Source organism: Nocardia sp. NPDC046763, from assembly GCF_040645495.1.
Classification (GTDB): Bacteria; Actinomycetota; Actinomycetes; order Mycobacteriales; family Mycobacteriaceae; genus Nocardia.
Window position 1 is genome coordinate 62,825 of the sequence record NZ_JBEYYI010000021.1, and the last position, 24,334, is coordinate 87,158.

Consider the following 24,334-nt stretch of genomic DNA (forward strand, 5'->3'; position numbering starts at 1 on the left):
AATTCAGCGCGCGCCGGAAACACTCGCCAACGAGCGACAAGGAGTTGTCCTGCAATGACGAACATCCAGCACAGCCCGGTGACCGTACTCGGTCTCGGTGCGATGGGGCGGGCGCTGGCGGCAGCGTTCCTGAAGGCCGGGGTGGCGACCACGGTGTGGAATCGCACACCCGGCAAGGACGTCGAACTGGTTGCCGCGGGCGCGGTTTCAGCGGAGACGGTCCGGCGGGCGGTAGGCGGCGGTGAGCTGGTCGTCACCGTGCTGCTCGATCACGCGTCCGTACACGAGACCCTCGATCCGATCGCGGCCGAGCTCCGCGGTAGACAGTGGCTCAATCTGACCAGCACCTCGCCGGAGCAGTCGCGGGAACTGGCGGCCTGGGCGGCCGGGCACGACATCGATTTCCTCGACGGCGGGATCATGGCGGTCCCGGACATGATCGGCGCGGCAGGCTCGAGCATTCTCTACAGCGGGTCGAAGACGATCTTCGACGCCCAGCGCCCCACCCTCGAATTACTGGGCTCGGCCGAGTATTTCGGCACCGACGCGGGTCTGGCCGCACTGTGGGATTTCGCGCTGCTGTCGACCATGTACGCCATGTTCGGCGGTTTCTTCCAGGGCGCGGCCCTGGTCGGTTCGGCCGGAATTCCGGCCTCGGAGTTCGCGATTCGCGCGGCGGGGTGGGTGGCCGTCATGTCCCAGACGCTGCCCGCCTACGGCCGCGTCATCGACACCGGCGACTACACCAGCCATGTCTTCCAGGACCTGGTCTTCACCAAAACCGCACTGGACACGTTGCGTCGAGCTGCATTCGATGCCGGAATCACCGCCGAACCGCTCGACGGGATCGCCGCCCTGGTGGACCGTCAGGTCGCCGACGGACATGGCGCGGCCGCTTTCGAACGCAGCATCGAGGCCCTGCGCGGGCAATGATGGACCGTGCGCCCGGGCGGTGACCGCGCCATCACCGAGTATCGAGGCCCGCCTGCGGGAACGGGCAGGTGCGGTGGGCGCTCGGCACTGTGCGCGCCGAAACCCGCTGCGGCCCTCGTGACTCGACTATCGCCGAGGGCCGCAGGGTCGGTGACATTACTGCGTGAGCTGCAAGGTTGCGATCAATGCCGTCAACTGCTCGCCCAGACCGAGATCGGCGATGCGCTGCTCGATCTCGTTGCGCTCCAAGGCCGGCAGCGGCGACCACAGCTCCCCGATCCGCGACTGCGCGTCCGGCTCGGCGGTGGCGAGGACCTTCAGCAGCGGCGGCCACAGGTGCGTGGTCGACGCCAGCCCCGGGAGCCCGGTCAGCGTCGCGGTGTCGAAATGCGAGATGGCCGCGCCGATCCGGCGTGAGATTCCCGGCTCGGTGCGCTCGGCCAGCTCCAGCAGACCCCGCCAGAGCGAGGCCTCGCTGCTGCCGTCGGCCGCGCCCGCGACGGCGTCGATGGACTCCGATTCGGCGAGAATCGGATTGGCCGCGAGCAGGTCCAGCGCCGCGGGGCTGAGCTGCCCGGCGAATCGCAGCGTCTCCGGGATCGCCCCGGCGGAAATGAAGGTCTCGACGAGGTCGGCGATCTCGTCGGCCGACCCCACATCGAAGAGGATGTCGCCGACCGCCACGATCACATCGGTGTCGCAGCGCGCGAACACCGACAGCGCCGCCAGCCGCAACTCCTTGGAGCCCTGCAGGATGGTGCGGGCCAGCTTCGGAATCCGCCGCCCCTCGCCGATCAGCAGGTGCCGGATGATCACGCTGATGTTCTCGCCGGAGAACGAGTACGACGCCGACCGGATCAGGCCCTCGTCGTCGTGGACGTCCCGCTCGACCGCTTGCACCAGATCCGGTGTCGCATAGGCCAGGAACGGTCCCGCCGTGATGTAGTCCCCGCGCCGCAGCAGCTCGTTGATGATCCGCATGACCGGCCCGGCCGGCGCGATATCGGCCAGCTGCCCGACGCTGTGCGGATCCATGTAGGGCGCGGCCTCGGCCGCGTAGCCCGGATCGAGCATGCCCACCGCCTCGGCTGCCTTCCTGGGGTGATCCACCCCGATAGCACCCGCGGCGCGACCGGCCATCACCGGCGGCACCAGCTTCTGCACCAGCGGCAGCGAGATGCTCAGCGGGATGATCGGCACCAGCAGCGACAGCCGCGAGAAGATCGCATTGTGCTCGGCGAACATGACCTGCGCCATGCGCTCCTGCAGTTCGTGCAGGTTGGCGGCGCCGAGCTTCTCGAGATGGGCGAGCTTGTCCTCGGAGACGTGCAGCGTCCGCGACAGCAGGGTGATCTGCGCGCGGGTGACCAGGTCGCTCATCGGCCCTACCCGAGCTTGTTGCCGAACATGATCTTCTTGGCGGCCGTGCGCAACGGCCACGGCAGCGCGCCGACGGTCTTGTCGACGGCCTCGACCATGGCGATGTTCTCGGTGCGCTGCGCCTGCTGGAAGATCGCCAGCAGATCGGCGGTCTCGGCCTCGGTCAGCAGATCGAGCGCGGCCAGCGACCCACCCAGTTCCCGTTCCAGTTCGGCTCTGGCACCCATTGATTCGTCCCCATCCTCCGGAATGATCCGGATCACCCCTTTTGTACTTATATCAATCTCTACCAAGATCACAGGTGGTGCGCCAGAGGGGTGACGGGGCGAATCCGGTCAATTGAGGTCGGCTGCAATCAGATCGGCGGCGCGCAGGGCGAAGGCCATGATGGTGACCTGCGGATTGACCCCCAGCGACGTCGGGACGACCGAACCGTCGGCGACATACAGACCGGTCGTGCCGAATACCCGATGGCCGAAATCCACCACCGCCGTCCGGGCATCGGGGCCCATCCGGGCGGTGCCCAGCGGATGCGGGCCCATCATGCGGAATTGCCGCGGACTCAACCGGATCGCCGCGACGGTGCGAGCCTGATCGAGGGTGCGGATCGGCGGGGTCCCCGCGATCGGCAACGCCACCGCCTCCGCTCCGCCGCGCAGGAACAGCTCGGCCAGGCTCGCGCAGGCGTGCTGCAACGCGGCCTGGACGCGCGGGGTCAGGTGATAGCGGATCAGGGTCCGCCCGCCCGGACCGTGATGCACGCTGCCGGTGCCGGTGTCACGCACCATCGCGCCGAACTGCTCGGTGTGGGTCCAATGGTTCATCCAGTCGGTGAGCCGCGCGCCGTGGAACGGCAGCGTGCCGGCCGCGAACTGCGGTGGGATGGCGACGCCTTCGAAGGTGACCAGCGGGTCGCCCAGTCCTTCCACCCGATAGCCCTGCGGGATCCCCGACCACGGTGTTCCGGGCGTCGGCATCATGGCCACCGCGCCCAGGGACGGATGCACCGACAGGTGGCGTCCCAGCGCGGGCAGGGTCAGGCCATTGCGGCGCAGCAGCAGCGGCGTCATGAGCGCGCCGGCCGCGACCACTACCGCGCGGGCGCGGATCTCCACCGTCCGCGGCGCGCCGTGCATGTCCTGGCCCTCGGCGAGCACACCGGTGGCGCGGCTGCCCGACAGCAGGATTCGGGTCACGGTCAGATTCGTGAACAGCTGCGCACCGCCCCGCAATGCCCGCGGCACCCAGCTGACATTGCTCGAGCGTTTGGCCTCGGTCGGGCAGCCGTGCACGCACTGGCCCTGCCCGTCGCAGCCCACCGCACTGCGCGGCAGCGGACCGTGCGCCGCACCCAGGGCGTCCGCGCCCGCGCCGATGATTTCCGCGACCCGGCCCAGATAGCGGGGATCGGCGGGGCCGATACCCAGTTCGGCGGCGACCTCGTCCAGATAGGGTGTGAACGCCTCGGGGGCGAAGTCACCGGGGAAGCCCAGGTCCAGCCATTCCCGCAGCACCGCGTCCGGAGTGCGGAAGGCGGTGCCGGAATTGATGGCGGTCGTCCCGCCCACCAGCCGTCCCGTGCTGACGCCGAGCACCGAATTGCCGAGCGCGAGGTTGTATCCGCCATCGCGCCAATACTTTTGGGTGCGCTCCCCCAGATCCCCGCGGAACTGTGCGCGACCGGCGTACTCGCCCTCCTCGACCATCACCACGCCGAGGCCGTGCTCGGTGAGCCGGGCGGCCGCGGCCGCACCGCCCGCGCCGGTGCCGATCACCACGACATCGCAGTCGATCGTCTCCCGCCGCGACAGCTCGGTCGGGGTGGTGACATTGGCCATCCAGCCCGGGCGCTGCTCGAGCACGGGTTCGTCATAGCGTGGCGCGCCGATCGCATCCAGATAGCGGCGGTCACCGAAATGCGCGATCCGCAACGGAGTCTCGACGGCATCGACCGCGTGGCGCAGGGTGCTGCCGCGCCGGGCCTCCTCCACCAGGGTGCGGCGTTGCGGAACCGTCAGCGCCGCAGCACGTTTGCCGTGCCTGGCGCGCGCCGCCGCATCGAGCCCGCGTAGGGCCGCCCGCAGTCCGGATTGCATGAGCGGGGTCATATTACCGATATAGGCGTCGACCCGATCGATGGTGGCGGCGTCGACGGCCGGCACCGACCCGCCCGGCTCGATCAGCACCTCGGCCAGCGCCGCGAGGGTCTCACGATGCCCCGGCGCGAGTATCCCCTCCGGACGGCGACCCTCGGGCAGGTCGGCGCGCAGCGACACCCACGGCTGAAACGAGCGCAGAAAACTCGGATAGTCATTGGCGAAGAACTGGATTCGTCCCTGCGCGACCTGCTCGCCCTCGCACGCCAGGGTGGTGGCGAGGTTGGTCAGGCCGGCATGCGCGCCGCGCAGCCAGCGCACATCCTTGCGGCCGCTGAGGTGCCAGGCGCGGCCCTCATCGTCGCGGAACTCGAGTTCGTAGCTCATCAGCCGCTTGGTCACCGGTAGCGCGATGAGGGTGCCGAGCACCGCCGCGCCGTCGGCCCACGGCAGGGCCCTGATGGTGCCGGTGATGCGGGCGCGCCCATTGGTGACGAATCCGCGCGCGTGTCCGGATTCGCAGCGCAGATCCATGGCCACGTGATGAGCCAGCCCGTCGGCGTCGTAGAGCTCGCCGCGCATGGTCTCGAAGAAGGTCAAAGGCATAGCGGGCTCTCTCAGACGGTCGGGGACACCGACGCAACCGGGTGCGGGACAAGGAATTCCAGCGCACCGCCGTGCGGGCTGCGCAGCTCGAAGGCATTGCCATTGATCGGGGCGACATGCACGGCGACGTCGGCCGTCTTGGAATTGAGGCAGTAGCTGGTGTCCCGCGCGGGGTTCCGGTAGGCCAGGCACACCATCTGCTCGGGCTCGGCGTGCATGCGCAGTTCCGCGGTGCCGTGGCGGCCGCGCATGCGCAGGGTCCAGGCGGGGAAGTCGAGCAGGGGGCGCTGCCGCCACAGGTCGACGATCCGGTCGAACCGGAATTCCTCGTCGCCGCGGCGGATGACCAGCATGGACAGCAGCGGCGAGGTGCGGCCCGCGATACGGGTGCGGCCCGAGGCCGCTTCCATCACGGCGAAGGGTTCGCCGCCCCGGGCATCGGTGAAAACGCACTGGCCCCAGGCGTATTCGGGGCTGTGTTCCCGGCCCCAGTTGTGGCCCTGCATCCCGTGCCAGCCGCTCAGGTCCCAGCGGTCGCCCTGCCACTCCAGCCGGCCCGTGCAGGTCAGCACCGGAAACGGGGTCACCAGTTTGTTGTTCGGGACCGGAGTATCGAGCAACCGGTTGCTGGGCAGCAGCGACATCGGCTCACCCAGGCCCGGCACCGTGCTGAAGCCCAGATCCCAGGCGACGGTCTGCGCGGCATCGGACAACGTGCCGGCGGTCGTACCGCCGCTCCCGGTCAACGACAGGGTCAACGGACCGACGGTGAGGTCCTGCCCGATCGAGTGCGCCTCGAATCGTGCCGCCGCCAATGGAATATCGAGACACCACGCGTGCGTGCGCCGCCCGTCGAAGACGCTGCACCACGCCTGCGCCAGCGCGGTCCCGCCGCGCGAGGTGAGCACGGTCGCCTTGATCCACACCGCGCGCGGCGATTGCGGGTCATTGGCGCGCACGAACCACGATTCGACGTGATCGGCCCCGGCCCGTAGCCGCAGAGCGTTCTGGGCGATGGCGGTCATGACCTGGTTGTTCACCGATTCCCGTCCTTCAGAGTTTCGGCTGCCGGCTGAGCATGCCCAGCAGCACGTGACCGGCCCGCCCGTATCCTCGCAGCCGAGCCGCCGCCCGCGGCGTGACCGCGCCGGAGGCCAGCGCCCGCATGGCGTCCTCGAGTTCGGGCCCGTACGGATACCACCAGGGCCGCTTCGGCCCGAACGCCGGGCCGCGCGGCAGATCCACGACCTGCACCCAGCTCGCATCCAGCAGCGCATCGACCCCGTGCGAGCGACCGAAGCCCGACCGGCCGACCCCACCCCACGGCAGCTCCGGCGTCGAATACATCGTCGCCGCAACATCATTGATCGACACCGCGCCCGCCCGCAGCCGCTGCGCCAGCGCGCGGGCGCGCCCGACATCGGCGGAGAACACACTGGCGGTGAGTCCGTACTCGGTCGCATTGTGCAGCGCCACGGCCTCGTCATCGGACCCGAACCGCGCGATCGCCGCCACCGGCCCGAACGTCTCCTCCCGCCACACCTCGGCCGCGGTGACACCCACACCGCTCACCAGTGCGGGCGAGAGGTGGCGGTCCCGCAACGGTTCTCCGCCGCGCACCTGCACGCCGCTCTGCCGCGCCGCCGCGAGATGGCGCTCCCACACCCGCTGCTGGCGGTCATCGACGGCCGGCGCCAGATCCCGCCCGGTGTCGATGCGCCGCACCTTGTCTTCGAGCCGGACCAGGAACGCGTCGTGCAGCGATTCGTGCACCAGCACCCGCTCGATCGAGCAACAGGCCTGTCCCCCATTGAAGTTCGCGCCCCAGGCCACCGCCGAGGTGGTGAACTCCAGGTCGGCATCGTCGAGCACGATCGCGGCGTCGATCCCGCCCAGTTCCAGCCCGACCGGAATCGGGAATCGCGCGGCCGCCGCCATCACCGTCCGCCCGGTGGCCACCGAACCGGTGAACAGCACCTTGTCGGGCCGCCCGGCGATCAACTCGGCCCCGACCGCCCCGTCCCCGAGCGCCAGTTGCAGCACCCCGGCGGGCACTCCGCAGTCGGAGATCAGCTCGACGAGCGCTTCGGCCACCCGCGGCGTGAGCTCGGAAGGCTTGAGCACCACCGCATTCCCCGCGATCAACGCGGGCAGCACCTGACTGAAAGGAATCAGGAACGGCAAGTTCCAGGGCGCGATGGCGACCACGACCCCGTAGGGCCGATGCGTGCGAATCGCCGTCCGATGCGGCACGGTCGCGGAGCTTATCCGGGTCGCGCCCAGGGTGGCGACGGCACTGTCGAGATGATGGCGCGCCAGGGCGATCGCCGGGACGACCTCGTGGGCCAGCGCTTCAGCGAGCGGCTTGCCGTTCTCGGTGACGATCTCCGCCGCCATCCGGTCCATCCGGTCGAACAGCAGCTGCGGCAGCGACCCCAGCGCCTGGACCCGTTCGGCGACCGTCAGCGCAGCCCACTCCGGCTGCACCTCCCGCGCCCACTCGAGCAGCACGGCCGGGGCAACCACGTCCGGCCGCTCGGCGCGAGCCTCGCGTTGCGATGGCACAGGGGGCGTCATGCACGTACCGCCTTGTCCAGACAGACGATCTTGGCCTGATGGCCAAGTGGTCAGACCAATATATCGATCCGGTGTCGAAACACAAGACCGCCGTCCGGATCCGTCAGCTGTGCCCAGCGGTCCCCCAGGTAAGGCTCGGCGAGCGCGGCGGTCTACCTGCCGCGGCCAGGCCAGTGCGGGCCGGGGGCGTCCTATGCGCCGGGTCGGGCCTGCCCCAGAAATGCGTCGAACGACTCCGCCGCGATCGCCAGCAGGGCATCCGCCGCTGCCCGCGCCTCCTGGATGTTGCCGGCGATGACCGCCTCGGCCAGCGCGCGATAGCGATCGATACTGCCCACCTCGCCGGCCATCACCCCCGCCAGTGCCTCCACCGCGGGTTCGTAGACCGCGCGCAGATCGTTGTAGAGCAGCCGGTACACGATGGAATCCGCACCGTCGACCAGGTGATCCCAGAAGGTGATCGCGGACATTTGCTGTGTCACCGGATTATGTTCCGCCGCAAGCGCTTCCACCGCCGCGTGCAGCGACTCGGCCAGCCCGGCCCCGGTGCGCTCGGCGGCCAGCCCCGCCACCTCCCGCCCGAGCACCCGCCGTGTCTCCAGGATCGACCGCACCACTGCGTGGTCCAGCTCCCCCTGCCGAATCAGCAACCGCGGCAACATCTCCAGCCCCGCGTGCCGCCGGAAGTCCTGCACCGTCGTCGACCCGCCCTGCCGCACCTCGACCAGCCCGGTGTGCGCCAACCTTTGCAGCGCCTCCCGCACCGTCGGCCGCGATACCCCCAGCGTCTCCGCCAAGGCCCGCTCCGCCGGCAGCGCCGCCCCCGGCGTCAACTCTCCATCCAGTACCTCACCCACGAGCTGCTCGAACACGGTGTCCGGTACCGTCCGCCGATCGATCCGCTTGAACGCCATCCCCGAACGCTAAATGCGCCCATCCAGCAGGTCAAGCGGCCAGACCAGTAGCCGCGCGCTACCCACACCCGAACCGCCCGCGGCGGCGGCCGAGGTCCTGAACAGCAAGGGAACCCTCGGGGATCAGGCGCTGCGCATGCGTCCGGCGGGCTGGACTTCGTCCTTGTCCTCGGCTGGTGTGTTGCCGGCCCCCGCCTTGATCTGGGCGATTTGCTTGGCGGCGTCTGCGGTGAAGTACCCGCCGACGACAACGCCTGTGAGCACGGTGAAGTTCGCAGTCAACGGATCCAGGGCATTCCCGTCTCGACCACCGATCAGATTCAAGAAGGCCGCCCAGGCGACGAGAACCAGATAGGTCACGACGAATCCGGCGGCGATGGCATCACGCATCGAGTTCCGGTTCGCCCGCCCCTGTGCGTGCTTGCGTTGGATGAGCCAGACCCCGAAAAAGGTCGCCGCCGCTATCACGCCGGCGCCGCCCGCGAGCGGGGCATGCTTCGTGCTGAAGTAGTAGTCCCATAGTGGGGCAGCAGCCGCGACCACGATGACCGAGGTCACGAGAACCATTGCGCCGACCGCGGTCGCGCTGAGTTTGGAAAGCTTGGGCATGGGTGTTCTCCCGAGGGTAGGTTCGCCCGGCTCGCTGTCAGCCACCGGTTCCGTTGAGGGCGTTGATGTCGGCGCGGAGGGCGGCGATGTCGATGAGGTGCGTGTTGGTGTCCTCCTGGGTGATCACGACCCAGGCCTCGTCCAGGCAGACCGCCGTCCAGGCGGTGGTGGACTGCTGCTGCGCGCCCCAGGTGACCCAGGTGTCGGTGCCGTTACCGTCGGCGGCCACCTTGAGGATGCAGTGGCCTTCGCTCGGGTCGGGCTGTTCACCATTGGCGACGGTCCACGGTCTTTGTCGGCTGAACAGCTGGTCGGCATCGTCGGTGAGGGAGACGCCGCAGTAGGTGCCGGTGAAGGCGGCCATTGCGGCGTCGACGGCAGCCGGGTCGGTGTGGTCGACGGGGGCGAAAGCGAGGATCTTGCCAGCCCGGTACCACGTGAGCAGCAGATGGGCGATGTTGGCCCCCTTGTCCACCCCATGGTCGTATGTCAGATATTCCGCGACGAGATCGTTGGAGCTTTCCCAGCTTTCGCTTTCCTGGCCGCGGGCCGCCTTGGCCATCCGATAGTGCTGGCGGCCGGCGAAGGTGCAGTCGCCGACCCCGTTCGGGTGACTGCTGCAGGCCGGGTCGGGTCCGTTGCCGAGCATGCCCCAGTCGGTGATGCCTTGACTGACATCGACCGGGTATTGGGGTGTGGGCAACGGTTGGCCCGGCCGGGTGTATTCGTGAAGATATTTCAGCGGGAACCGGTCGGCGGCTGCCAGTGCGGGGAGCCGGCCGCGTTTGCCGGGGGTGCGATGGTCAGACATGTGCTTCTGCCTTTTCGGTGACGAGTCTCGTGAAAGCCGGTGCGACGCCGTTGCCCGGGCCGCCTGCGAAGAAGTAGCTGCCCCAGCCGGCGCCGCTCTGCATGGTCTGGGCGATGTCGTAGTAGGTGGAATCCTCTTGGGAGGCACTGCCATTGAGGTCCGACATGGTGCCGTCGGTGACGGTTTGGACCTGAATGCCGTTCTGGAAGCAGGCATTCGGCCAGCCGGCCTCGGCGAATTCGCCGCTGCCCATCTGCGTCGTGGTCTGGGTGGGGTCGGCCAACGCGGAATACACCTCACCCCAGAACCCGGCCCAACCGGCGTGGTCGGCCAGGGCGGCGGTCCCGAACAGCGAAGCCGGATAGTAGCCGAGCCAGACGCCTTGCACCTGGAACCACCAATTGCCCTGCCACAGCTGGAATTTGATGCTCACGCCGATCTGCTGGCCGCCGATGATGCTGATGCCGTTGATCGCCGCGCCCGGGTGGGCGGTGGCGTCGTATTGGATCCAGCCCTGCACGGTCTCGTTGTAGCCGCCGAGGTTGTCGCCGTCCTTGGTGTAGCCGTTGGTGGTGTAGTAGGTGAAGATGTGTGGGTTGGCGTCGCCGTTGAGGCCCTGGTCGACGGTCCAGCCCGCCTCGAGCGACTGCGGCTGCGGATTGTCGTAATTCTGCAATCCGAATTGATTGATCGAGTGATCACTGCCGTTTTCGACCGATGGGTCGTATACCGCGAGGAAGGACTGGCAACCGTAGAACGTGCCCGACTGGCCGCTGGTGGCGTGGTAGTAACCGAACGGATTCGGGTCGGCGGCACCGGCATTCTGCCCTGCGCCGCGACGGTCGATCCCCTTTTTGTCAGCGCCGCGCCGGGCGACGCGACGAGCGTGGACGGCCAGGTCCCGCAGGATCGGCACGGTGCCCTCGGGTCCGCGTTCGGCGTTCGGGTCCTGCAACTCGAACGCGACCGCACCGAGTTCGCCGGGAAACGGGGCGGTCGTTCGCCGCGAACCGGAATATTCCGGGGCGGGCGGCGGTGTCGCGACCTGTCCGCCGGGAACCTGGGATTCGATCGGTACCCAGTCGATGAGCCGCCCGCCTGCGGTGGTGGTTGTCGCCACGGCCGCGGGATGCGGTGCCACATGCCGAGCGGCGATCGCCTCGGCGTCCTTGTTCGAACCTGTCTCGTTGTGCATGTCTTCTCCAGTGGGGAATCGGGTGCCCTCCACTACAGCCGCATACCGGACCTGCGGAAACGATCAAATCGAGCCAAGGTTTTCGCCAATTGCGATCACCACCGGAAAACGGCACGGCCGCCGGGAACGATGCCTGCCTCAGGCCACGTCGTCGGCTGGGGCCATCCACCCGCACCTGCCTGATACCGACTCCACGCAGCACAGACCGGGTGATGGAGAGTTTGCCCGGAATTGCGCGCTGCGGGCCTTCCGATCTTGGTGGTCCGGGTCGGGCGGGATTCGGGATGCGAGGTTCGGGTGGGCGGGTGCGAGGTGCCGACTACGCCGGGTTCGCTGGGTCTTTCGCGGGTGTTCATGTGGTGTTGGCGCCGGGGGTGCCGACGGTAACCCGTTGCCCTGCACGATCGGCCACGTGCGCATCGTTCAGCTGGCGAACTTCTATGGTCCGCGGTCGGGTGGATTGCGTACCGCGTTGCATCACCTGGGTGAGGGATACGCGGCCGCCGGGCACGAGGTGGTGCTGGTCGTGCCGGGGCCGAAGCGGGCCGAGGAGGTGCTGCCGACCGGGGTACTGCGGATCACGGTGCCCGCGCCGCAGATTCCGTGGACCGGGGGCTACCGGGCAGCGCACCCGCGCCGGGTCGCCGACACCCTGGCCGGGCTGCGGCCCGATGTGCTGGAGGTGTCGGACCGGTTGACACTGCGTGGCTTCGGCCGCTGGGCGCGCCGCCGCGACATCGCGGGCGTGATGATCTCCCACGAGCGCCTCGACCGGTTGCTGGGCCAGATCCTGCCCGGTCCGATCGCCCGCCGCGCCGCCGACGCCGCCAACCGCCGCACCGCCGAGGACTACGACGTGGTCGTCTGCACCACCCAGTTCGCGCGCGAGGAGTTCCACCGCATCGACGTCGAGAACGTCGAGCTCGTCCCGCTCGGAGTCGATCTGGACATGTTCCGGCCGGACCGCCACGACCACCGCCTGCGCACCGATCTCGGCGCCGACGACTACCCGTTGCTGGTGCACTGCGGCCGCCTCTCGGTCGAGAAACGGGTCGACCGCAGCATCGCCGCGGTGAGCGCACTGCGCCGCCGCGGACTCGAGGCCCGTCTGGTCGTCGCGGGTGACGGCCCCCGCCGTGACGCCCTCGAACGCCGCGCCCGCACGATCCCACCGCTCCCGGACGGCCGCCCCACTGTCCACTTCGCCGGATTCATCGACGATAGAACCGCTTTGGCCACCCTGCTGGCCACCGCCGACGTCTCGCTGGCCCCCGGCCCGCACGAGACCTTCGGCCTGGCCGCGCTGGAAGCCCTCGCCGCCGGCACCCCGGTGGTGGTCAGCCGCTCCTCCGCGCTGGCCGACATCATCACCGCCGAAGCGGGTGCGGTCGCCGCAGACCATCCGAGGGCTTTCGCCGAGGCCGTCACCGACGTGCTGTCCCGCCCGGCCGCCGAACGCCGCCGGGCCGCCCGCAGCCGCGCCGAGGAATTCACCTGGCCCGCAGCCGTTTCCGGCATGCTCGGCCTGCTCGGGCAGAGCTGACCGCTCACCTCGGGGTCGGGTGGTCAACGTGCCGGATGAGCAAGGCGCTCGCGCCGCTCACCCGGACCTCCGGGCACAACCCTCGTACAGCAGACCTGACTTTCGCTGAAGCCGGTCAGTCGCGCGACGGGTCGGGCTGCCAGGGCACGTAGGGCCGTCCCGACGCCTCCGCAGCATTTTTCGAGGAGTTCAGCTGATATGGCGTGATCCCGCCGGGCTGCCACGGTCCGGCCGAGCCCGCAGCGAGTGCCGACCCGGCCTTGGGGGCCAGGCCGATCTCATTGCGCACCACCGTGATCGGGCGGTCGGCGAGCGAGAACCAGTCCAGGTCGAGGAAGTCGTGGCTGCCCCGGGTGAGTGCGCCGCGCCGCATGGCGTCGCCGAGCCGTTCGGCCATGCCCCGGGTGCTGAGGTGGCCTTCGTCGGCCTCGAACAGGCCCGCTCCCGCACGCAGGTACCCGGTCTCGAACAGCGAAATCACCATGGCCAGCAGGCTGAACGCGCGCGGATCGTCATTGGCGCGGGCCATGAAGGCGAAGACCTCGATCTCGTTCTCGAGGGTGGTCCCGTACCCGGCGAGCACGTGCACCCAGTCGTGCTGGGCCAGCAGCGGCGGGGCGGAACCGGGCAGGCCGGGGGTGACGAAGCCGCGGTCGCGGTAGAAGTCGGCGACGCCGCGTCCCAGCGTGCCGATGGGCAGATCCCACAGTTCGGCCCAGCGCCCGGCCAGCACCGGATCGTCGGTGACCGCGCTCCACGAGCTGTCCAGGCCCTCGGTGTGCAGCGCGTCCAGCCGCAGCGTGTTCGTATTGCCCAGATAGCCGTTGCGGGTGAAGTCGACCGCGGCCAGATCCACCGCGCCCTCGGCGTAGCGCTGCGCGACGGCGATCATGTCGTCGTCGACGCCCAGCGCATCGGCGAACTCCCGCAGCCGGTTTCCCACTTCCGCCGGCAGCGGCCGCACCACCAGCGCCGCGAGCAGCATGGTCTGCACGATGCGTTCCCGGAAAACCCGATTGCGCCGCGCCATGCCGTCCGAGAACTCCGCCGCCCCGATCGGGCGCACCTCGGCCAGTTCCACCGGATGCCCGGTCATCGACAGGAACAGCGCCGGAATCAGCAACTCCTGCAGCGGTGTCAGCCCCGTCTCCCCCGCCGCCGCACTGACCACACCCCGCGCCAGGAACCGCACCTCGGCGGCATCCGGCGGCGTGAGCAGCACCTCGTCCATCTCCACCCTCCAGAACCTCGGGCCCCAGCGGCCCGCCTCATTCTCACCGCGAAACACCACCGCCGCGCGTTCATTTCACTGATGGCGTAGTCCACCCACCTCCGGCTCCCGCACGATTCCGAATCCTGCGAGAGGAGGTGATCCCGAATGAGCCTGCTGCAGATGCTGTGCAACTGGATGTGCGTCCGCGCTCAGCTGCGGGCGGGCGGCTGGCCGATCGACGACAGCTGGCCGGAGCTGTTGCGATAGCGCCGCAAACGCCGAAGATGCTTCGGTGTGACCCAGCTCGCACTCATGGATTTCGAGTATTCGGATAGTAGAGGTTGTATTCAGAGAATCTTATTCACCTCTATAGCGCTGATACCGCATAATCTTCATACTAACTCTCTGGCGGCGATCCCGCCGAAACCCCAGTCGAGAGAGTCAGGAGTGCGGATGAAGATCGGAATTCCCCGCGAGGTCAAGAACCACGAGTACCGGGTGGCCTGCACGCCCGCCGGCGTGCACGAGCTGGTGGCCCGCGGCCACGAGGTGGTCGTCGAGGCCGGTGCGGGCGTCGGCTCGACGTTCGAGGACGACGCTTACCGCTTCGCGGGTGCGCAGGTGCTCGACACCGCCGACGAGGTCTGGGGCATCGCCGATCTGGTGCTCAAGGTGAAAGAACCCGTCGCCGAGGAGTATTCGCGCCTGCGTCAGGATCAGGTGCTGTTCACCTACCTGCACCTGGCCGCCTCCCGGGAGTGCACCGACGCCCTGCTGTCCTCGGGCATCACCTCCCTCGCCTACGAAACCGTCACCGCCCCCGACGGTTCCCTGCCGCTGCTGGCCCCGATGAGCGAGGTCGCGGGCCGGCTGGCGCCGCAGGCGGGCGCGTATCACCTGATGCGCAGCGGCGGCGGCCGCGGCGTGCTCATGGGCGGTGTGCCGGGTGTGCGCCCGGCCCGCGTGGTGGTGATCGGTGCGGGCGTGTCCGGGCGCAATGCCATTGCCGTCGCGCACGGCATGCATGCCGAGGTCACGGTGCTGGACTTGAACATTCAGCGCCTGCGCGAGATCGACGATCTGTACCACGGCCAGGTGCGCACCGTCATGTCCAACCGGCTCGAGGTCGAGAACCTGGTGCGCGAGGCCGACCTGGTCATCGGCGCGGTGCTGGTGCCCGGCGCGAAGGCCCCCACCCTGGTCTCCAATGAACTTGTCGCCCAGATGAAGCCGGGTTCGGTGCTGGTCGACATCGCCATCGACCAGGGTGGCTGCTTCGCCGACTCCCGTCCCACCACGCACGCCGAGCCCACCTACCGAGTGCACGACTCGATCTTCTACTGCGTGGCCAATATGCCCGGCGCGGTGCCGCACACCTCGACGGTGGCCCTCACCAACGCCACCCTCCCCTATGCGGTCGCCCTGGCCGACAAGGGCTGGCGCGCCGCCGTCGCCGCCGACCCGGGCCTGGCCGCGGGCCTGAGCACCCACAAGGGCGAACTACTCTCGGAATCGGTTGCGGCAGCGCACGGTTACGCCGCGCACTCCCTGGCCGTCTGAGACGTCATCCGGAAAGGTTGACACGGTAATGCCCGGTGATGGTGACCGGCCATGACCACCGAACGATGGTTCCCGCCCGAAGGTGATGTTCACGTACGGATCTGGCTGGCCGGCGTGGTCTTCGATTACACGGTCACTGCGGCGGCAGTGCGTAACTTGATCCACGATTGGAGGCAAAAGCATTGGTTCACAATCGAATTCATACGCGACGCCATCGACGACTATCGGCTGCTGCCGCGCCTGCCGTGCGAACGACTGTTCCTCGGACCGTGACCGGCAGCACCAAGATGACGGTGGGTCGGGTTGATCAGCGCTGTACCCGGGCTGTTCCGTCGCACGCGGCTCCGCAGCGTGGCGCCGAGGGTTCCGCTTACTGAACCAACCTTTCCGGACATGGCACCAGCCCCCCGCCGCCGATCAGGAGGCGGAGCGATGCCCAGGGCGCACGTGCTCGAAGATGAGGATCGTCTCCGTGGACGCGACGGCGGGGTGCGCGCTCAGATGCTCGAGCACGAAGGTGCGTAGTTCGCCGGAGTCGGCGGTGGCGACATGGATCAGGTAATCGTCCGCCCCGGCAATGAAATACACGTTCTCGACCTCCGGCAGCGCGGCCATCTGCTCACCGAATTCGGCCAGCTGGCCGCGCGCCGACGCACGTACCCGCACCGCGATCATGGCCTGCAGATCGCGACCCAGCGCGGCCGGGTCGATGTCGGCGTGGAACCCGCGGATCACCCCGTGTTCCACCAGCGCCCGCACCCGCCCCAGGCAGGTCGAGGGTGCGATCCCCGCCGCCGCGGCCAGCGCATTGTTGGTCATTCGCCCGTCGCGGGCCAGCTCATCGAGCAGCAGCCGGTCGATGGCATCCAGCGGAACCGCCCCGCCCGACACATTCGATCCTGAAGAAACCTTCTTCATGGAGGAACTGTATCGAACTTCCTTCACGTGGAAGGGCGGATCACCCGAATATTCGTCCCTGAGCGGTCACGAGCCGACCCAGATGTTCCAGCTGGTGGCGCCGCGCTCCCGGTGCCCGCTCCGCTCCAGGTAGGGCACCTGCCGGCTGAAGTACCGCTTCGCCTCGCACTCCTCGCCGCACCGTGCGTGCTGCGTCAAGGCTCGTTGTGCCACTTCCAGATTCAGCACCGGGTGATCCGGCATGCTGTGCGTAACAGGTCGATTCACCGCATCAACTCCCTACGTGTGGAGCGTCGGCGGGCACCGGCGCCCCGCACGCGATGAGCCGACGCTTGGCCTGGTTCTTCACCGGACACACCGAAACCGGACAATTCCGGTGTGTCTGCATGGTCAGATGTGCGTATTCGATTGTCATCATTGGCAATTCGCTATGGTCGGTGACGGATGGGTTGGACACGAACTCAGATTTACTCCGATGCCAACGGATTTGGGACCGCCATGGGTGGCCGGTCGCGGCTATTGCGCCGAACTTCCACCACGGTGGGTTCCAAATTTCAGTGCCTTCGATAGAAAGGCTAGGAAAATGTCTGGCTCCACCCTCGCCGCCCGTGCCCTCGGTCGACTCTTGGCCGAATACCGCCAACGGGCGCAATTGACCAGATCCGCCGCGGCGCGGGTCGTGGACACCTCGATACAGACCATCGGCCGCCTGGAGGACGGACTCAAGACCAAGGTGTCCCGGGTCTGGATCAACGCGCTCGCCGACGCTTACGGGTGCAGCGACGACGAGCGCCGTCTATTGCTCGGTCTCGCCCAGGAAATGGCCTCGGCACAGCAGAATTGGTGGCGGCCGTACGAGGATACGATGAAACCTCGTTTCGATTACTACCTCGGATTGGAAGCTTCCGCCCGCCGCGTATCCTTCTGGCGACAGGCGGACGTGCCCGGGCTCTTCCAGACTCCTGAGTATCGTCGCGCGATCGAATGGACCGAGCACCCCACGATGCCACCGGAACAGGTGGAAAGGCGCGTTGAAATGGCCATGAGACGAAAGAACCGATTGGAAGACAAAGGGTTCGAGATCGATGTCGTCTTGTCGGAAGCTGCCCTGCGCGGTCAGATCGGCGGACCGGCAGTTCTGGCCGAGCAGCTCCGATACCTCGCCGATCTGAGCGAGCTGCCGAACGTGTCGATTCGGTATGTTCCCCACGACGCTCCGGGCCATCTTGGTTCGGTGGTGGAATCCTTTGTCCTGCTGGAGTTTCCCAAGCTTCCCGCTACCGGGATGGTTGAACCGCCTGTGGTCTACATCGAAGGTTTTGTAGGAGACCTCTACCTGGAACGAGAGCCCGAGGTGCGGCGGTATCGGCACGCGTTCGGCGAGATCGGCCGAGTAGCATTGGATCCGGCCACAACCAGGCAGATCATGTTGTCGAGAGCTAAGGAGTGTGGCGAATGAACATCGAACTGTCCGAAGCCGATTGGTTCAAATCCAGCTACAGCCATTCGGGCGGAGAATGCCTGGAAGCCGCCCACCTCAGCCACGCGAGGGTCGGAGTACGGGATTCGAAACTGGGAGACTCGACCCCGGTGCTCGTGTTCTCCCCGGCGGACTGGGACGTGTTCAACGCTGCCGTGCAGGCCGGGAAGTTCGATCTCGGCTGATGCCCGGGGAAGGTCGAGGGCTCGGTCCGTGGCATTTCGATGCCCATGCAGAGATCTACGACCGCGCTCGACCTGATTACCCGGCCGCACTGTGGAAACGGTTGTGGGAGTTCGGGTTGTTGCGGTGCGGCGTGCGGGTGGTCGAGCTCGGCGCCGGGACCGGATTGGCGACGGGTCCGATGCTGCAGGCCGGTGCCGCTGTCACCGCGGTGGAGCCGGGGCAGGGCCTGGCCGGCCGTCTGCAGCGTCGATGGCCGGAAGCGTCCGTGATCATCGACCGCGCCGAAACAGCGCCTTTGCCGTCCGCCGCCTTCGATCTGGCCGTCGCGGCGACGGCCATCCACTGGTTCGATCTCGACGTGGTGTTGCCGAGAATTCACCGCGCGCTGGTCACTGATGGTCATTTCGCGGTGTGGCGTCACGTCTTCGGCGACCCGTCGGCCGTTGCGACGCCATTTCGGCAGCGAATAGCCGAGATCGTCGCGCGTCGCGGCGACCTCACCCCGCCGCGCCGACCGGCGGACTTCGATACCGAGGCATGGGTGCGCCGCCTGACCGGCAGTGGGCACTTCGTCGCCGCCCATGTCGAACGGTTCTCCTGGACAATCGAACTGAGTGCCGACCAGATCCACGATCTGTTCACCACCTTCAGCGACTGGACGGCCGCCGAAGTCGACGAGGCGGCCCGCGCGGTTCACACCCTCGGCGGGCACATACTCGAGCACTACGTCACCCCGCTGATCATCCTGAAGCGCGCCGCAGCCCCCGGAACGGCCACCACCTGACGGACCGGGTGCGAGGCTGTTGGATAGTCTCGATCCATGGGTACGTTCTGGCACTCTGTCACGCCGCCGCCGGCCGCCTGATCGGGCGCAGCGGCAGACTTGCGTTTCGCGTTCCGGCTGACCTCCGACGGCAGCCCGGATTCGTCGTGCGCCCGTTTCGATTCCTTCCCCCTTCGGAATTCGACGACGGAGTACTCGACAGTGTCCGAACGCATGTCCACGCTGACCCCTGAACACACCCCTTCGACCTCCTGGCGCGGTAGTGCGCCGATCCTCGCCGCATCGGTGCTGTGGGGCACCACCGGTACCGCGGCATCGCTGGCTCCGGCCGGAACATCCGCTGCCGCAATCGGTTCGGCCGGCTTGACCCTCGGCGGACTGCTGCTGTTCGTCACCGGCCGCGGGCATCGGATGCGCGCAGCCGTGTCGGAACGGTGGCTGCTGCTACTCGGCGCGGGTGCCGTGGCGGGGTACCCGGTCACCTTCTATCCGGCCGTGGCCCGCACCGGCGTGGCCGTGGCCACGGTCATCGCCCTCGGGAGCGCCCCGGTCTTCGCGGGCCTGCTGGCCTGGCTCACCGGCCGAGGGCGACCGCCCGCGAGATGGTGTGCCGCTACCGGGCTGGCCGTAATCGGTTGCGCCGTACTGGTTATGGGGCCGCGATTCGGCAATGCGACCCCGATCGACCTGCTCGGCATTCTGCTCGCAGCTTGCGCGGGCCTGACCTACGCCGTCTACTCGCTGATCGGCGGCACCCTCATTACCCGCGGCCACACCTCCGGCTCGGTCATGGGCGTCATGTTCGGTCTCGCCGCCGTCCTGGTCCTGCCCGTGGTCGCAACCTCCGGCCCGATCTGGCTGACCACTCCGCGTGGCCTGGCGGTCGCCCTGCACCTCGCGTTCTTCACGACGTTCCTTGCGTACCGCCTGTTCGGGTACGGCCTGCGCCACACCACCGTCGAGTCCGCCACCACCCTCACGCTCGCCGAGCCTGCCGTCGCCGCCCTGCTCGGCGTCACCATCGTCGGCGAGCGCCTGCCCCTGCCGTCCTGGTGCGGCCTGATCGTCCTCGGTGCCGGTCTGGCCGTCCTGACATTCCCCGCAAGAAGGTGAAAGCCACCGCTCCCCAATCACTTCCGTCGCCTGTAACCGGGGCGGGGCAACTGCTGTCGGAGGTGCGGCGGGTCAGTCCTTGAAGTACACGAGCTGGTGACTGGTGGCCAGCGCGGTGCCTTCCTCGGTCCACAGGTGGGCCGACTGGTCGAAGAAGCCATTGCCGAAGTGTTGTGCCCGGGCGGTCGCGAGAACGAACCGTCCGGGATCGGCGAGCGGGTCGAGCTCGGCGTGGAAGTAGACGGTGAGCGAGACGGTGCCCGCGGGGACCATCCGGCCCAGGCGCAGTATGACGCGCGGGAAGAAGATATCGCTCATCGCCGCCACGGCCGGAAAGTCCAGCGAGCGTGCAGGCGTGTCCCGAACCCACAGGGTGGAGGTGGATGTCGGGGCCGGTGCGCCGTCATCGCCCCCGGCGAACGGCCCGCGGCCCGCCACGAAGCGCATCTCGTAATTCCGCAGCCATGCAGGCGATTCGGGTAGTTCCGCCACCTCGAGGGAGCGGGGCGCGGGCGCGGCGGGCGGGCTGATCTCGGTGTCGGACCAGGTCGGACGACGCAGCGCGGACACCACGGTCGCGGTGGTGGCCACGGTGTCGTCCTGCCGCATGGTCACGACCCAGTGCTGAGTGGTGCGATTGGTCCGCACGGGCTCGGCGTCGATGGTGAACGGTCCCGTGGCGATGGGCCCGGCGTAGTTGACCGTGAGCGACAGCGGACTGCCCGCGCAGCGCGGGTCGTCGAGAACGGCCCGCAGCATGGTGGCGGCCGTGATCCCGCCGAAGGGGCCCACCATGTTCGAGTAGTCGGCCGCGGTGTGGCCGAGAAAGCGGCCCTCCCCATCCGGCGTCAGCGCCGTGGCGGTATCGAACGGGTGCTCGAGGGTTGTGGTCGACCCCAAGACGAATTCTCCTTCGAACAGGTGCAGATTCGTGCGCGCGAGCGCGTGGCCCTCCGTCTCGTCGGAGAATAGCCTCCGTCGACTATAACGACCGTTATAGAGCGATCCGACAGGGGTCCTGCGGCTTGTGCGGCGAGCTCCGAGGTGCGGGAATTCCTTGCCCGCGACACGGATTCGAGGCATATTGCATGCCCGGCGTCTTGTGGTTATAACCAGCGTATGACGGTTGACGCCACGCTTGCCGCCCGCGGCCTCCTGCTCGATATGGACAGCACGCTCGTGAATTCCGAAGCCGTAGTGGAGTTGCTGTGGCGACGCTGGGCCGCCGAGCACGGCCTGGCGGCGGCCGATGTGCTGGCCGTCGCGCACGGCCGCCAGGGCTGGGCGACCATGGCCGAACTCCTGCCGGACCGCCCCGCCGAGCTCAACCGCGCCGACAACGACCGCATGCTCGCCGAGGAAGCCACCATCGTCGACGGCGTCGTACCCATCGCCGGTGCCCCGGAATTCATGGCCGCCCTCGCCGCCCTACCCCACGCCCTCGTGACCTCCGCCAACCACGTCCTCACCGAAACTCGGATGACCGCCGCCGGCCTCCCCATCCCCCGGATCCGCATCACCGCCGAATCGGTGACGGTGAGCAAGCCCGACCCGGAAGGCTTCCTGAAAGCCGCCGCCGAACTGGGCCTTTCAGCCGACGACTGCCTGGTCTTCGAGGACTCGCAAGCAGGCATCACCGCCGCCAAGGCAGCACGCATGCGTGTCATCGGCGTCGGCCCCCGCGCCGCCACCCTCGAGCCGACCGCCCACGTCCCCGACCTCACCCACATTCGAATCGAGCCGCTCCCCGGCGGCTCGATCGCTGTTCACGTATCAGCCTGACCCAGAAATGGTTTCACCGCAGGATCTCCACGCCTCCCCCAGTCCTTCATCGCACTCAGCGGTTGGTGTCGTCGGTGCCGAGGAGGACGGCGGAGCGGATACACGGGGTCGCCGTAGTACTCGCCGAGAATCGGGCGGATATCGAAGTAACCGCAGTTGAGGGTGCTATCGGTCGTGACGCCGGGTCCAAGGAGGCGCGACCGCTGGATGACCCCTACCAGGGGGTATTCCCGAACTTCGTTGAATTCTCGGCGATTGCTACCGGAACCACAGATAAAGGCAGCGATCAATTGCTCGGAAGAATCTGGCGGAGTTATGGTTGTGGCGCTGCCAGTGCTATTCGCCGTGCCGCGGATGTATCGGCCCGTATTTCCACCGCTGATTCGGTAGCAGTCGACCGAGTAGTCTTCCACGCACGTTGCACGCGGATAGCCTGGTGCAATCGAGTTGAATGGATCATCAGAAGGATCAGCAATGTTCGCAATGACCAGGCAAACGGTGGCTCGGGCCGTCCTCGCCGGTGCGATTGCGGTGGCTCCGGTCACCGCCGTGACCGTGCCTGCCCAGGCCGATGTGGTCACCAACTACACCCCCACCCCCGTCGATCAGCACTGGGACCACGGCTGGGACAGTAAGCATTTCTTCCCTGGCTGGAAATTCTTCCCTCCGGGCTGGGGGATCCCTCCGGGATGGTTCCACCATCTGCTGCCGTTCGAGCCGTTCGATTTCTTCGATTGGGACTAGGTTGTGGCTCCCAATGATTTGAGCCAGTCGATGATGAGGGCCAGGAAGAATCCGGCGCGGTAGGTGGTCGCGAGCTCGTCGTAGCTGGCGACCGCCCGCCGGCGCTCGGCCTTGTTGAAGGCGCGTTCGATGACGTTGCGCGTAGAGCTGCGCGTCGAGGCTCAGCGCCCGGCCACCCGCGCTGCCTTGTGGCCGGCATCGAGGCGTCGCAGACACTCCGGCTTGTCTGGGCCTGACAGCGAGGCGAACCCGCCGCCAAGTCCCGTCGCCACCCATCACCGCTTTTCCGCGAAAGCTACCGGGACCCCTACACGGCGCAACGAGGTCTGAGCCGGGGTCCGGGCGGCGCTGGCGTCGGGGCGCCGCCCGGAGTTTTTGCGGCTCAGGCGTTTTCGATCGCGGTCGGGTGGCCCAGGCGGGAATTGAAGCGGGAGTAGCCGAAGTACACGATGAGTCCGACCACCAGCCATGCCACGAAGCGCACCCAGGTTTCCCAGGGCAGCGACCAGATCAGATAGATGGAGAAGCCGATGCCTACGACGGGCACCACCGGCATGAGCGGCAGCCGGAATTCGCGCGGCTCGTCGGGCCGGGTGTAGCGGAGCACGATCACCGACACGCTGACCACGATGAACGCCATCAGGATGCCGATATTGGTCAGCTCCGCAACGGTATTGATGGGCAGCAGCCCGGCCAGGATCGCCGAGCCGGCGCCCACGATCCAGGTCACCCGGGTGGGCACCTTGCGGGTGGGATGGGTCTTGGCGAACCATTCCGGCAGCAGCCCGTCGCGGCTCATGGCGTACCAGACGCGGGTCACGCCCAGCATGAAGGTGAGCACCACGGTGATGATGCCGACGATGGCGCCGATCGCGATGATGTTCGCGATGCCCGGCATCCCCACGGATTTGAACGCGGTCGAGAACCCGGAGGTCGGGCTGATCTCGGTGTACTTCTGCATGCCGGTGAGCACCAGCGTGGCCAGCACGTACAGCACCATGGCGATGGCCAGCGAGTAGATGATCGCCTTGGGCAGATGCTTTTTCGCCTCGGTGGACTCCTCGGCCGCGGTGCTCATGGCGTCGTAGCCGAAGACGGCGAAGAACACGGTGGCCGCGCCCGTCCATACCGCGCCGGTGCCGAACGGGAAGTACGGGTGGTAGTTCGCGCTGTCGATCTTGAACAGGCCGAGCACGATGATCAGCAGCACGATCGCCACCTTGATCCCCACCGCGACGGTCTCGAACCGTCCCACGCTCTTGATACCGCGCGACAGCACCCACGCGCTGCCCAGACAGAACAGGATCGCGAACACGTCCACCACATGCCCGTCCCCGGTGCCGGAAGCCCCGAGCATCCAGTGCGGCAAGGTGATTCCGATCTGATCGAGCAGGAAGTTGAAGTACCCGGACACGCCGATGGCGACCACCGCCGCCACCGCCACGTACTCGAGCAGCAGATCCCACCCGATGAACCAGCCCGCCAGCTCACCCAGCGACACATACCCGTAGGTGTAGGCCGACCCCGCCCTGGGCACCATGCCCGCGAATTCCGCGTAGCAGAGTGCCGCACACGCACTGGCCACTCCCGCGATCAGGAAGGAGATGAGGACCGAGGGCCCGGTCGTATTGTGTGCGACCGACCCGGCCAGGGCGAAGATGCCAGCGCCGATGATGCCGCCCACCCCGATGGCCGTCAGCTGCCATAACCCGAGCTGCTTGGACAGCCGCTCGTCCGCGGGTGTGTCGTCCTCCACCTCAGAGATCGGTTTGCGACGCAAGATCTGGCCGCGTAACTCCGCAATGGACATGCGGGATCCTTTCGTTCCGCCGCGCCCCGCTCCGATGCGGTGGCGCAGGTCACACAAGAGCTAGATCAGCTAATCCGACC

Annotated in this window: 24 protein-coding genes; 10 read left to right on the top strand and 14 right to left on the bottom strand. The window is 67.9% G+C overall.

Annotated elements, in window-relative coordinates; genetic code table 11:
- Nucleotides 1-54: 54 nt before the first annotated feature.
- The gene (locus tag ABZ909_RS29335) at nucleotides 55-933 is read left to right on the top strand and encodes an NAD(P)-binding domain-containing protein (RefSeq protein WP_357005727.1); all 879 of its coding nucleotides are present in this window, start codon (nucleotides 55-57) and stop codon (nucleotides 931-933) included.
- A 156-nt stretch (nucleotides 934-1,089) separates the two neighbouring features.
- On the opposite strand, the gene ABZ909_RS29340 is transcribed toward ABZ909_RS29335, so the two are convergent.
- The 9 genes from ABZ909_RS29340 to ABZ909_RS29380 all read right to left on the bottom strand — a co-directional run bounded on the left by ABZ909_RS29340 (nucleotide 1,090) and on the right by ABZ909_RS29380 (nucleotide 11,121).
- Nucleotides 1,090-2,313, bottom strand: a complete 1,224-nt coding sequence (locus tag ABZ909_RS29340; protein WP_357005730.1) for a hypothetical protein — start codon at nucleotides 2,311-2,313, stop codon at nucleotides 1,090-1,092.
- A gap of 5 nt (nucleotides 2,314-2,318) precedes the next feature.
- A complete protein-coding gene (locus tag ABZ909_RS29345; RefSeq protein ID WP_357005732.1) occupies nucleotides 2,319-2,540 on the bottom strand; it encodes a hypothetical protein in 222 nt (73 codons plus the stop codon).
- A 108-nt stretch (nucleotides 2,541-2,648) separates the two neighbouring features.
- Nucleotides 2,649-5,015, bottom strand: a complete 2,367-nt coding sequence (locus ABZ909_RS29350; RefSeq protein WP_357005735.1) for a GMC family oxidoreductase N-terminal domain-containing protein — start codon at nucleotides 5,013-5,015, stop codon at nucleotides 2,649-2,651.
- Nucleotides 5,016-5,026: 11 nt separating this feature from the next.
- Nucleotides 5,027-6,055, bottom strand: coding sequence for a hypothetical protein (locus ABZ909_RS29355; RefSeq protein ID WP_357005738.1), 1,029 nt, complete (start codon nucleotides 6,053-6,055; stop codon nucleotides 5,027-5,029).
- Nucleotides 6,056-6,068: 13 nt separating this feature from the next.
- Nucleotides 6,069-7,592 (bottom strand): aldehyde dehydrogenase family protein, encoded by a 1,524-nt coding sequence (locus ABZ909_RS29360; protein ID WP_357005741.1) that lies wholly within the window; start codon nucleotides 7,590-7,592, stop codon nucleotides 6,069-6,071.
- A gap of 191 nt (nucleotides 7,593-7,783) precedes the next feature.
- The gene (locus ABZ909_RS29365; RefSeq protein ID WP_357005744.1) at nucleotides 7,784-8,506 is read right to left on the bottom strand and encodes a GntR family transcriptional regulator; all 723 of its coding nucleotides are present in this window, start codon (nucleotides 8,504-8,506) and stop codon (nucleotides 7,784-7,786) included.
- Between the two features lie 123 nt (nucleotides 8,507-8,629).
- Nucleotides 8,630-9,115, bottom strand: a complete 486-nt coding sequence (locus tag ABZ909_RS29370; protein WP_357005747.1) for a hypothetical protein — start codon at nucleotides 9,113-9,115, stop codon at nucleotides 8,630-8,632.
- Between the two features lie 37 nt (nucleotides 9,116-9,152).
- Nucleotides 9,153-9,926 (bottom strand): hypothetical protein, encoded by a 774-nt coding sequence (locus tag ABZ909_RS29375; protein WP_357005750.1) that lies wholly within the window; start codon nucleotides 9,924-9,926, stop codon nucleotides 9,153-9,155.
- Entirely contained in the window at nucleotides 9,919-11,121 is a 1,203-nt protein-coding gene (locus ABZ909_RS29380) for a neprosin family prolyl endopeptidase (protein WP_357005753.1), read from the bottom strand. Before ABZ909_RS29380 ends, ABZ909_RS29375 begins: the two co-directional genes overlap by 8 nt.
- A gap of 412 nt (nucleotides 11,122-11,533) precedes the next feature.
- Here ABZ909_RS29380 and ABZ909_RS29385 point away from each other — a divergent pair, with 412 nt between their 5' ends.
- Nucleotides 11,534-12,664 (top strand): glycosyltransferase, encoded by a 1,131-nt coding sequence (locus ABZ909_RS29385; RefSeq protein WP_357005756.1) that lies wholly within the window; start codon nucleotides 11,534-11,536, stop codon nucleotides 12,662-12,664.
- A gap of 115 nt (nucleotides 12,665-12,779) precedes the next feature.
- Here the strand turns inward: ABZ909_RS29385 and ABZ909_RS29390 are convergent, their stop codons facing one another.
- Nucleotides 12,780-13,901, bottom strand: coding sequence for a hypothetical protein (locus tag ABZ909_RS29390; protein ID WP_357005759.1), 1,122 nt, complete (start codon nucleotides 13,899-13,901; stop codon nucleotides 12,780-12,782).
- Between the two features lie 429 nt (nucleotides 13,902-14,330).
- Here ABZ909_RS29390 and ald point away from each other — a divergent pair, with 429 nt between their 5' ends.
- Both ald and ABZ909_RS29400 read left to right on the top strand, forming a co-directional pair.
- The gene (ald, locus tag ABZ909_RS29395; protein WP_357005761.1) at nucleotides 14,331-15,437 is read left to right on the top strand and encodes an alanine dehydrogenase; all 1,107 of its coding nucleotides are present in this window, start codon (nucleotides 14,331-14,333) and stop codon (nucleotides 15,435-15,437) included.
- 51 nt (nucleotides 15,438-15,488) lie between these two features.
- Entirely contained in the window at nucleotides 15,489-15,710 is a 222-nt protein-coding gene (locus tag ABZ909_RS29400) for a hypothetical protein (RefSeq protein WP_357005764.1), read from the top strand.
- A gap of 144 nt (nucleotides 15,711-15,854) precedes the next feature.
- Here the strand turns inward: ABZ909_RS29400 and ABZ909_RS29405 are convergent, their stop codons facing one another.
- Nucleotides 15,855-16,355 (bottom strand): Lrp/AsnC family transcriptional regulator, encoded by a 501-nt coding sequence (locus ABZ909_RS29405; RefSeq protein ID WP_357005767.1) that lies wholly within the window; start codon nucleotides 16,353-16,355, stop codon nucleotides 15,855-15,857.
- 66 nt (nucleotides 16,356-16,421) lie between these two features.
- Nucleotides 16,422-16,622 (bottom strand): hypothetical protein, encoded by a 201-nt coding sequence (locus ABZ909_RS29410; protein WP_357005770.1) that lies wholly within the window; start codon nucleotides 16,620-16,622, stop codon nucleotides 16,422-16,424.
- A 316-nt stretch (nucleotides 16,623-16,938) separates the two neighbouring features.
- On the opposite strand from ABZ909_RS29410, the gene ABZ909_RS29415 reads away from it, so the two are divergent.
- From ABZ909_RS29415 to ABZ909_RS29430, 4 genes are all read left to right on the top strand, one after another.
- Entirely contained in the window at nucleotides 16,939-17,814 is an 876-nt protein-coding gene (locus ABZ909_RS29415) for a helix-turn-helix transcriptional regulator (RefSeq protein ID WP_357005773.1), read from the top strand.
- Entirely contained in the window at nucleotides 17,811-18,020 is a 210-nt protein-coding gene (locus ABZ909_RS29420; RefSeq protein WP_357005776.1) for a DUF397 domain-containing protein, read from the top strand. The genes ABZ909_RS29415 and ABZ909_RS29420 overlap by 4 nt, the downstream gene beginning before the upstream one ends.
- Nucleotides 18,020-18,805, top strand: a complete 786-nt coding sequence (locus tag ABZ909_RS29425; protein ID WP_357005779.1) for a class I SAM-dependent methyltransferase — start codon at nucleotides 18,020-18,022, stop codon at nucleotides 18,803-18,805. The genes ABZ909_RS29420 and ABZ909_RS29425 overlap by 1 nt, the downstream gene beginning before the upstream one ends.
- 201 nt (nucleotides 18,806-19,006) lie before the next feature.
- Entirely contained in the window at nucleotides 19,007-19,918 is a 912-nt protein-coding gene (locus tag ABZ909_RS29430; RefSeq protein WP_357005782.1) for an EamA family transporter, read from the top strand.
- A 72-nt stretch (nucleotides 19,919-19,990) separates the two neighbouring features.
- Here the strand turns inward: ABZ909_RS29430 and ABZ909_RS29435 are convergent, their stop codons facing one another.
- Nucleotides 19,991-20,818 carry a thioesterase family protein gene (locus ABZ909_RS29435; RefSeq protein WP_357005784.1) on the bottom strand — a complete coding sequence of 276 codons (828 nt, stop codon included), beginning with the start codon at nucleotides 20,816-20,818 and terminating at the stop codon, nucleotides 19,991-19,993.
- A 219-nt stretch (nucleotides 20,819-21,037) separates the two neighbouring features.
- Here ABZ909_RS29435 and ABZ909_RS29440 point away from each other — a divergent pair, with 219 nt between their 5' ends.
- Nucleotides 21,038-21,700 carry an HAD-IA family hydrolase gene (locus ABZ909_RS29440; protein WP_357005787.1) on the top strand — a complete coding sequence of 221 codons (663 nt, stop codon included), beginning with the start codon at nucleotides 21,038-21,040 and terminating at the stop codon, nucleotides 21,698-21,700.
- A 483-nt stretch (nucleotides 21,701-22,183) separates the two neighbouring features.
- The gene (locus ABZ909_RS29445) at nucleotides 22,184-22,444 is read left to right on the top strand and encodes a hypothetical protein (RefSeq protein ID WP_357005790.1); all 261 of its coding nucleotides are present in this window, start codon (nucleotides 22,184-22,186) and stop codon (nucleotides 22,442-22,444) included.
- Nucleotides 22,445-22,826: 382 nt separating this feature from the next.
- On the opposite strand, the gene ABZ909_RS29450 is transcribed toward ABZ909_RS29445, so the two are convergent.
- Nucleotides 22,827-24,254 carry an amino acid permease gene (locus tag ABZ909_RS29450; RefSeq protein ID WP_357005792.1) on the bottom strand — a complete coding sequence of 476 codons (1,428 nt, stop codon included), beginning with the start codon at nucleotides 24,252-24,254 and terminating at the stop codon, nucleotides 22,827-22,829.
- Nucleotides 24,255-24,334 lie beyond the last annotated feature (80 nt).

What these genes read in the sequence shown, in the direction of transcription:
- ABZ909_RS29360 (WP_357005741.1), bottom strand. Translation starts at nt 7,592, where the DNA reads ATGACGCCCCCTGTGCCATCGCAACGCGAGGCTCGCGCCGAGCGGCCG.
- ABZ909_RS29365 (WP_357005744.1), bottom strand. Translation starts at nt 8,506, where the DNA reads ATGGCGTTCAAGCGGATCGATCGGCGGACGGTACCGGACACCGTGTTC.
- ABZ909_RS29445 (WP_357005790.1), top strand. Translation starts at nt 22,184, where the DNA reads ATGACCAGGCAAACGGTGGCTCGGGCCGTCCTCGCCGGTGCGATTGCG.
- ald (WP_357005761.1), top strand. Translation starts at nt 14,331, where the DNA reads ATGAAGATCGGAATTCCCCGCGAGGTCAAGAACCACGAGTACCGGGTG.
- ABZ909_RS29420 (WP_357005776.1), top strand. Translation starts at nt 17,811, where the DNA reads ATGAACATCGAACTGTCCGAAGCCGATTGGTTCAAATCCAGCTACAGC.
- ABZ909_RS29415 (WP_357005773.1), top strand. Translation starts at nt 16,939, where the DNA reads ATGTCTGGCTCCACCCTCGCCGCCCGTGCCCTCGGTCGACTCTTGGCC.
- ABZ909_RS29400 (WP_357005764.1), top strand. Translation starts at nt 15,489, where the DNA reads ATGACCACCGAACGATGGTTCCCGCCCGAAGGTGATGTTCACGTACGG.
- ABZ909_RS29345 (WP_357005732.1), bottom strand. Translation starts at nt 2,540, where the DNA reads ATGGGTGCCAGAGCCGAACTGGAACGGGAACTGGGTGGGTCGCTGGCC.
- ABZ909_RS29375 (WP_357005750.1), bottom strand. Translation starts at nt 9,926, where the DNA reads ATGTCTGACCATCGCACCCCCGGCAAACGCGGCCGGCTCCCCGCACTG.
- ABZ909_RS29440 (WP_357005787.1), top strand. Translation starts at nt 21,038, where the DNA reads ATGACGGTTGACGCCACGCTTGCCGCCCGCGGCCTCCTGCTCGATATG.
- ABZ909_RS29425 (WP_357005779.1), top strand. Translation starts at nt 18,020, where the DNA reads ATGCCCGGGGAAGGTCGAGGGCTCGGTCCGTGGCATTTCGATGCCCAT.
- ABZ909_RS29335 (WP_357005727.1), top strand. Translation starts at nt 55, where the DNA reads ATGACGAACATCCAGCACAGCCCGGTGACCGTACTCGGTCTCGGTGCG.
- ABZ909_RS29370 (WP_357005747.1), bottom strand. Translation starts at nt 9,115, where the DNA reads ATGCCCAAGCTTTCCAAACTCAGCGCGACCGCGGTCGGCGCAATGGTT.
- ABZ909_RS29405 (WP_357005767.1), bottom strand. Translation starts at nt 16,355, where the DNA reads ATGAAGAAGGTTTCTTCAGGATCGAATGTGTCGGGCGGGGCGGTTCCG.
- ABZ909_RS29450 (WP_357005792.1), bottom strand. Translation starts at nt 24,254, where the DNA reads ATGTCCATTGCGGAGTTACGCGGCCAGATCTTGCGTCGCAAACCGATC.
- ABZ909_RS29350 (WP_357005735.1), bottom strand. Translation starts at nt 5,015, where the DNA reads ATGCCTTTGACCTTCTTCGAGACCATGCGCGGCGAGCTCTACGACGCC.
- ABZ909_RS29380 (WP_357005753.1), bottom strand. Translation starts at nt 11,121, where the DNA reads ATGCACAACGAGACAGGTTCGAACAAGGACGCCGAGGCGATCGCCGCT.
- ABZ909_RS29340 (WP_357005730.1), bottom strand. Translation starts at nt 2,313, where the DNA reads ATGAGCGACCTGGTCACCCGCGCGCAGATCACCCTGCTGTCGCGGACG.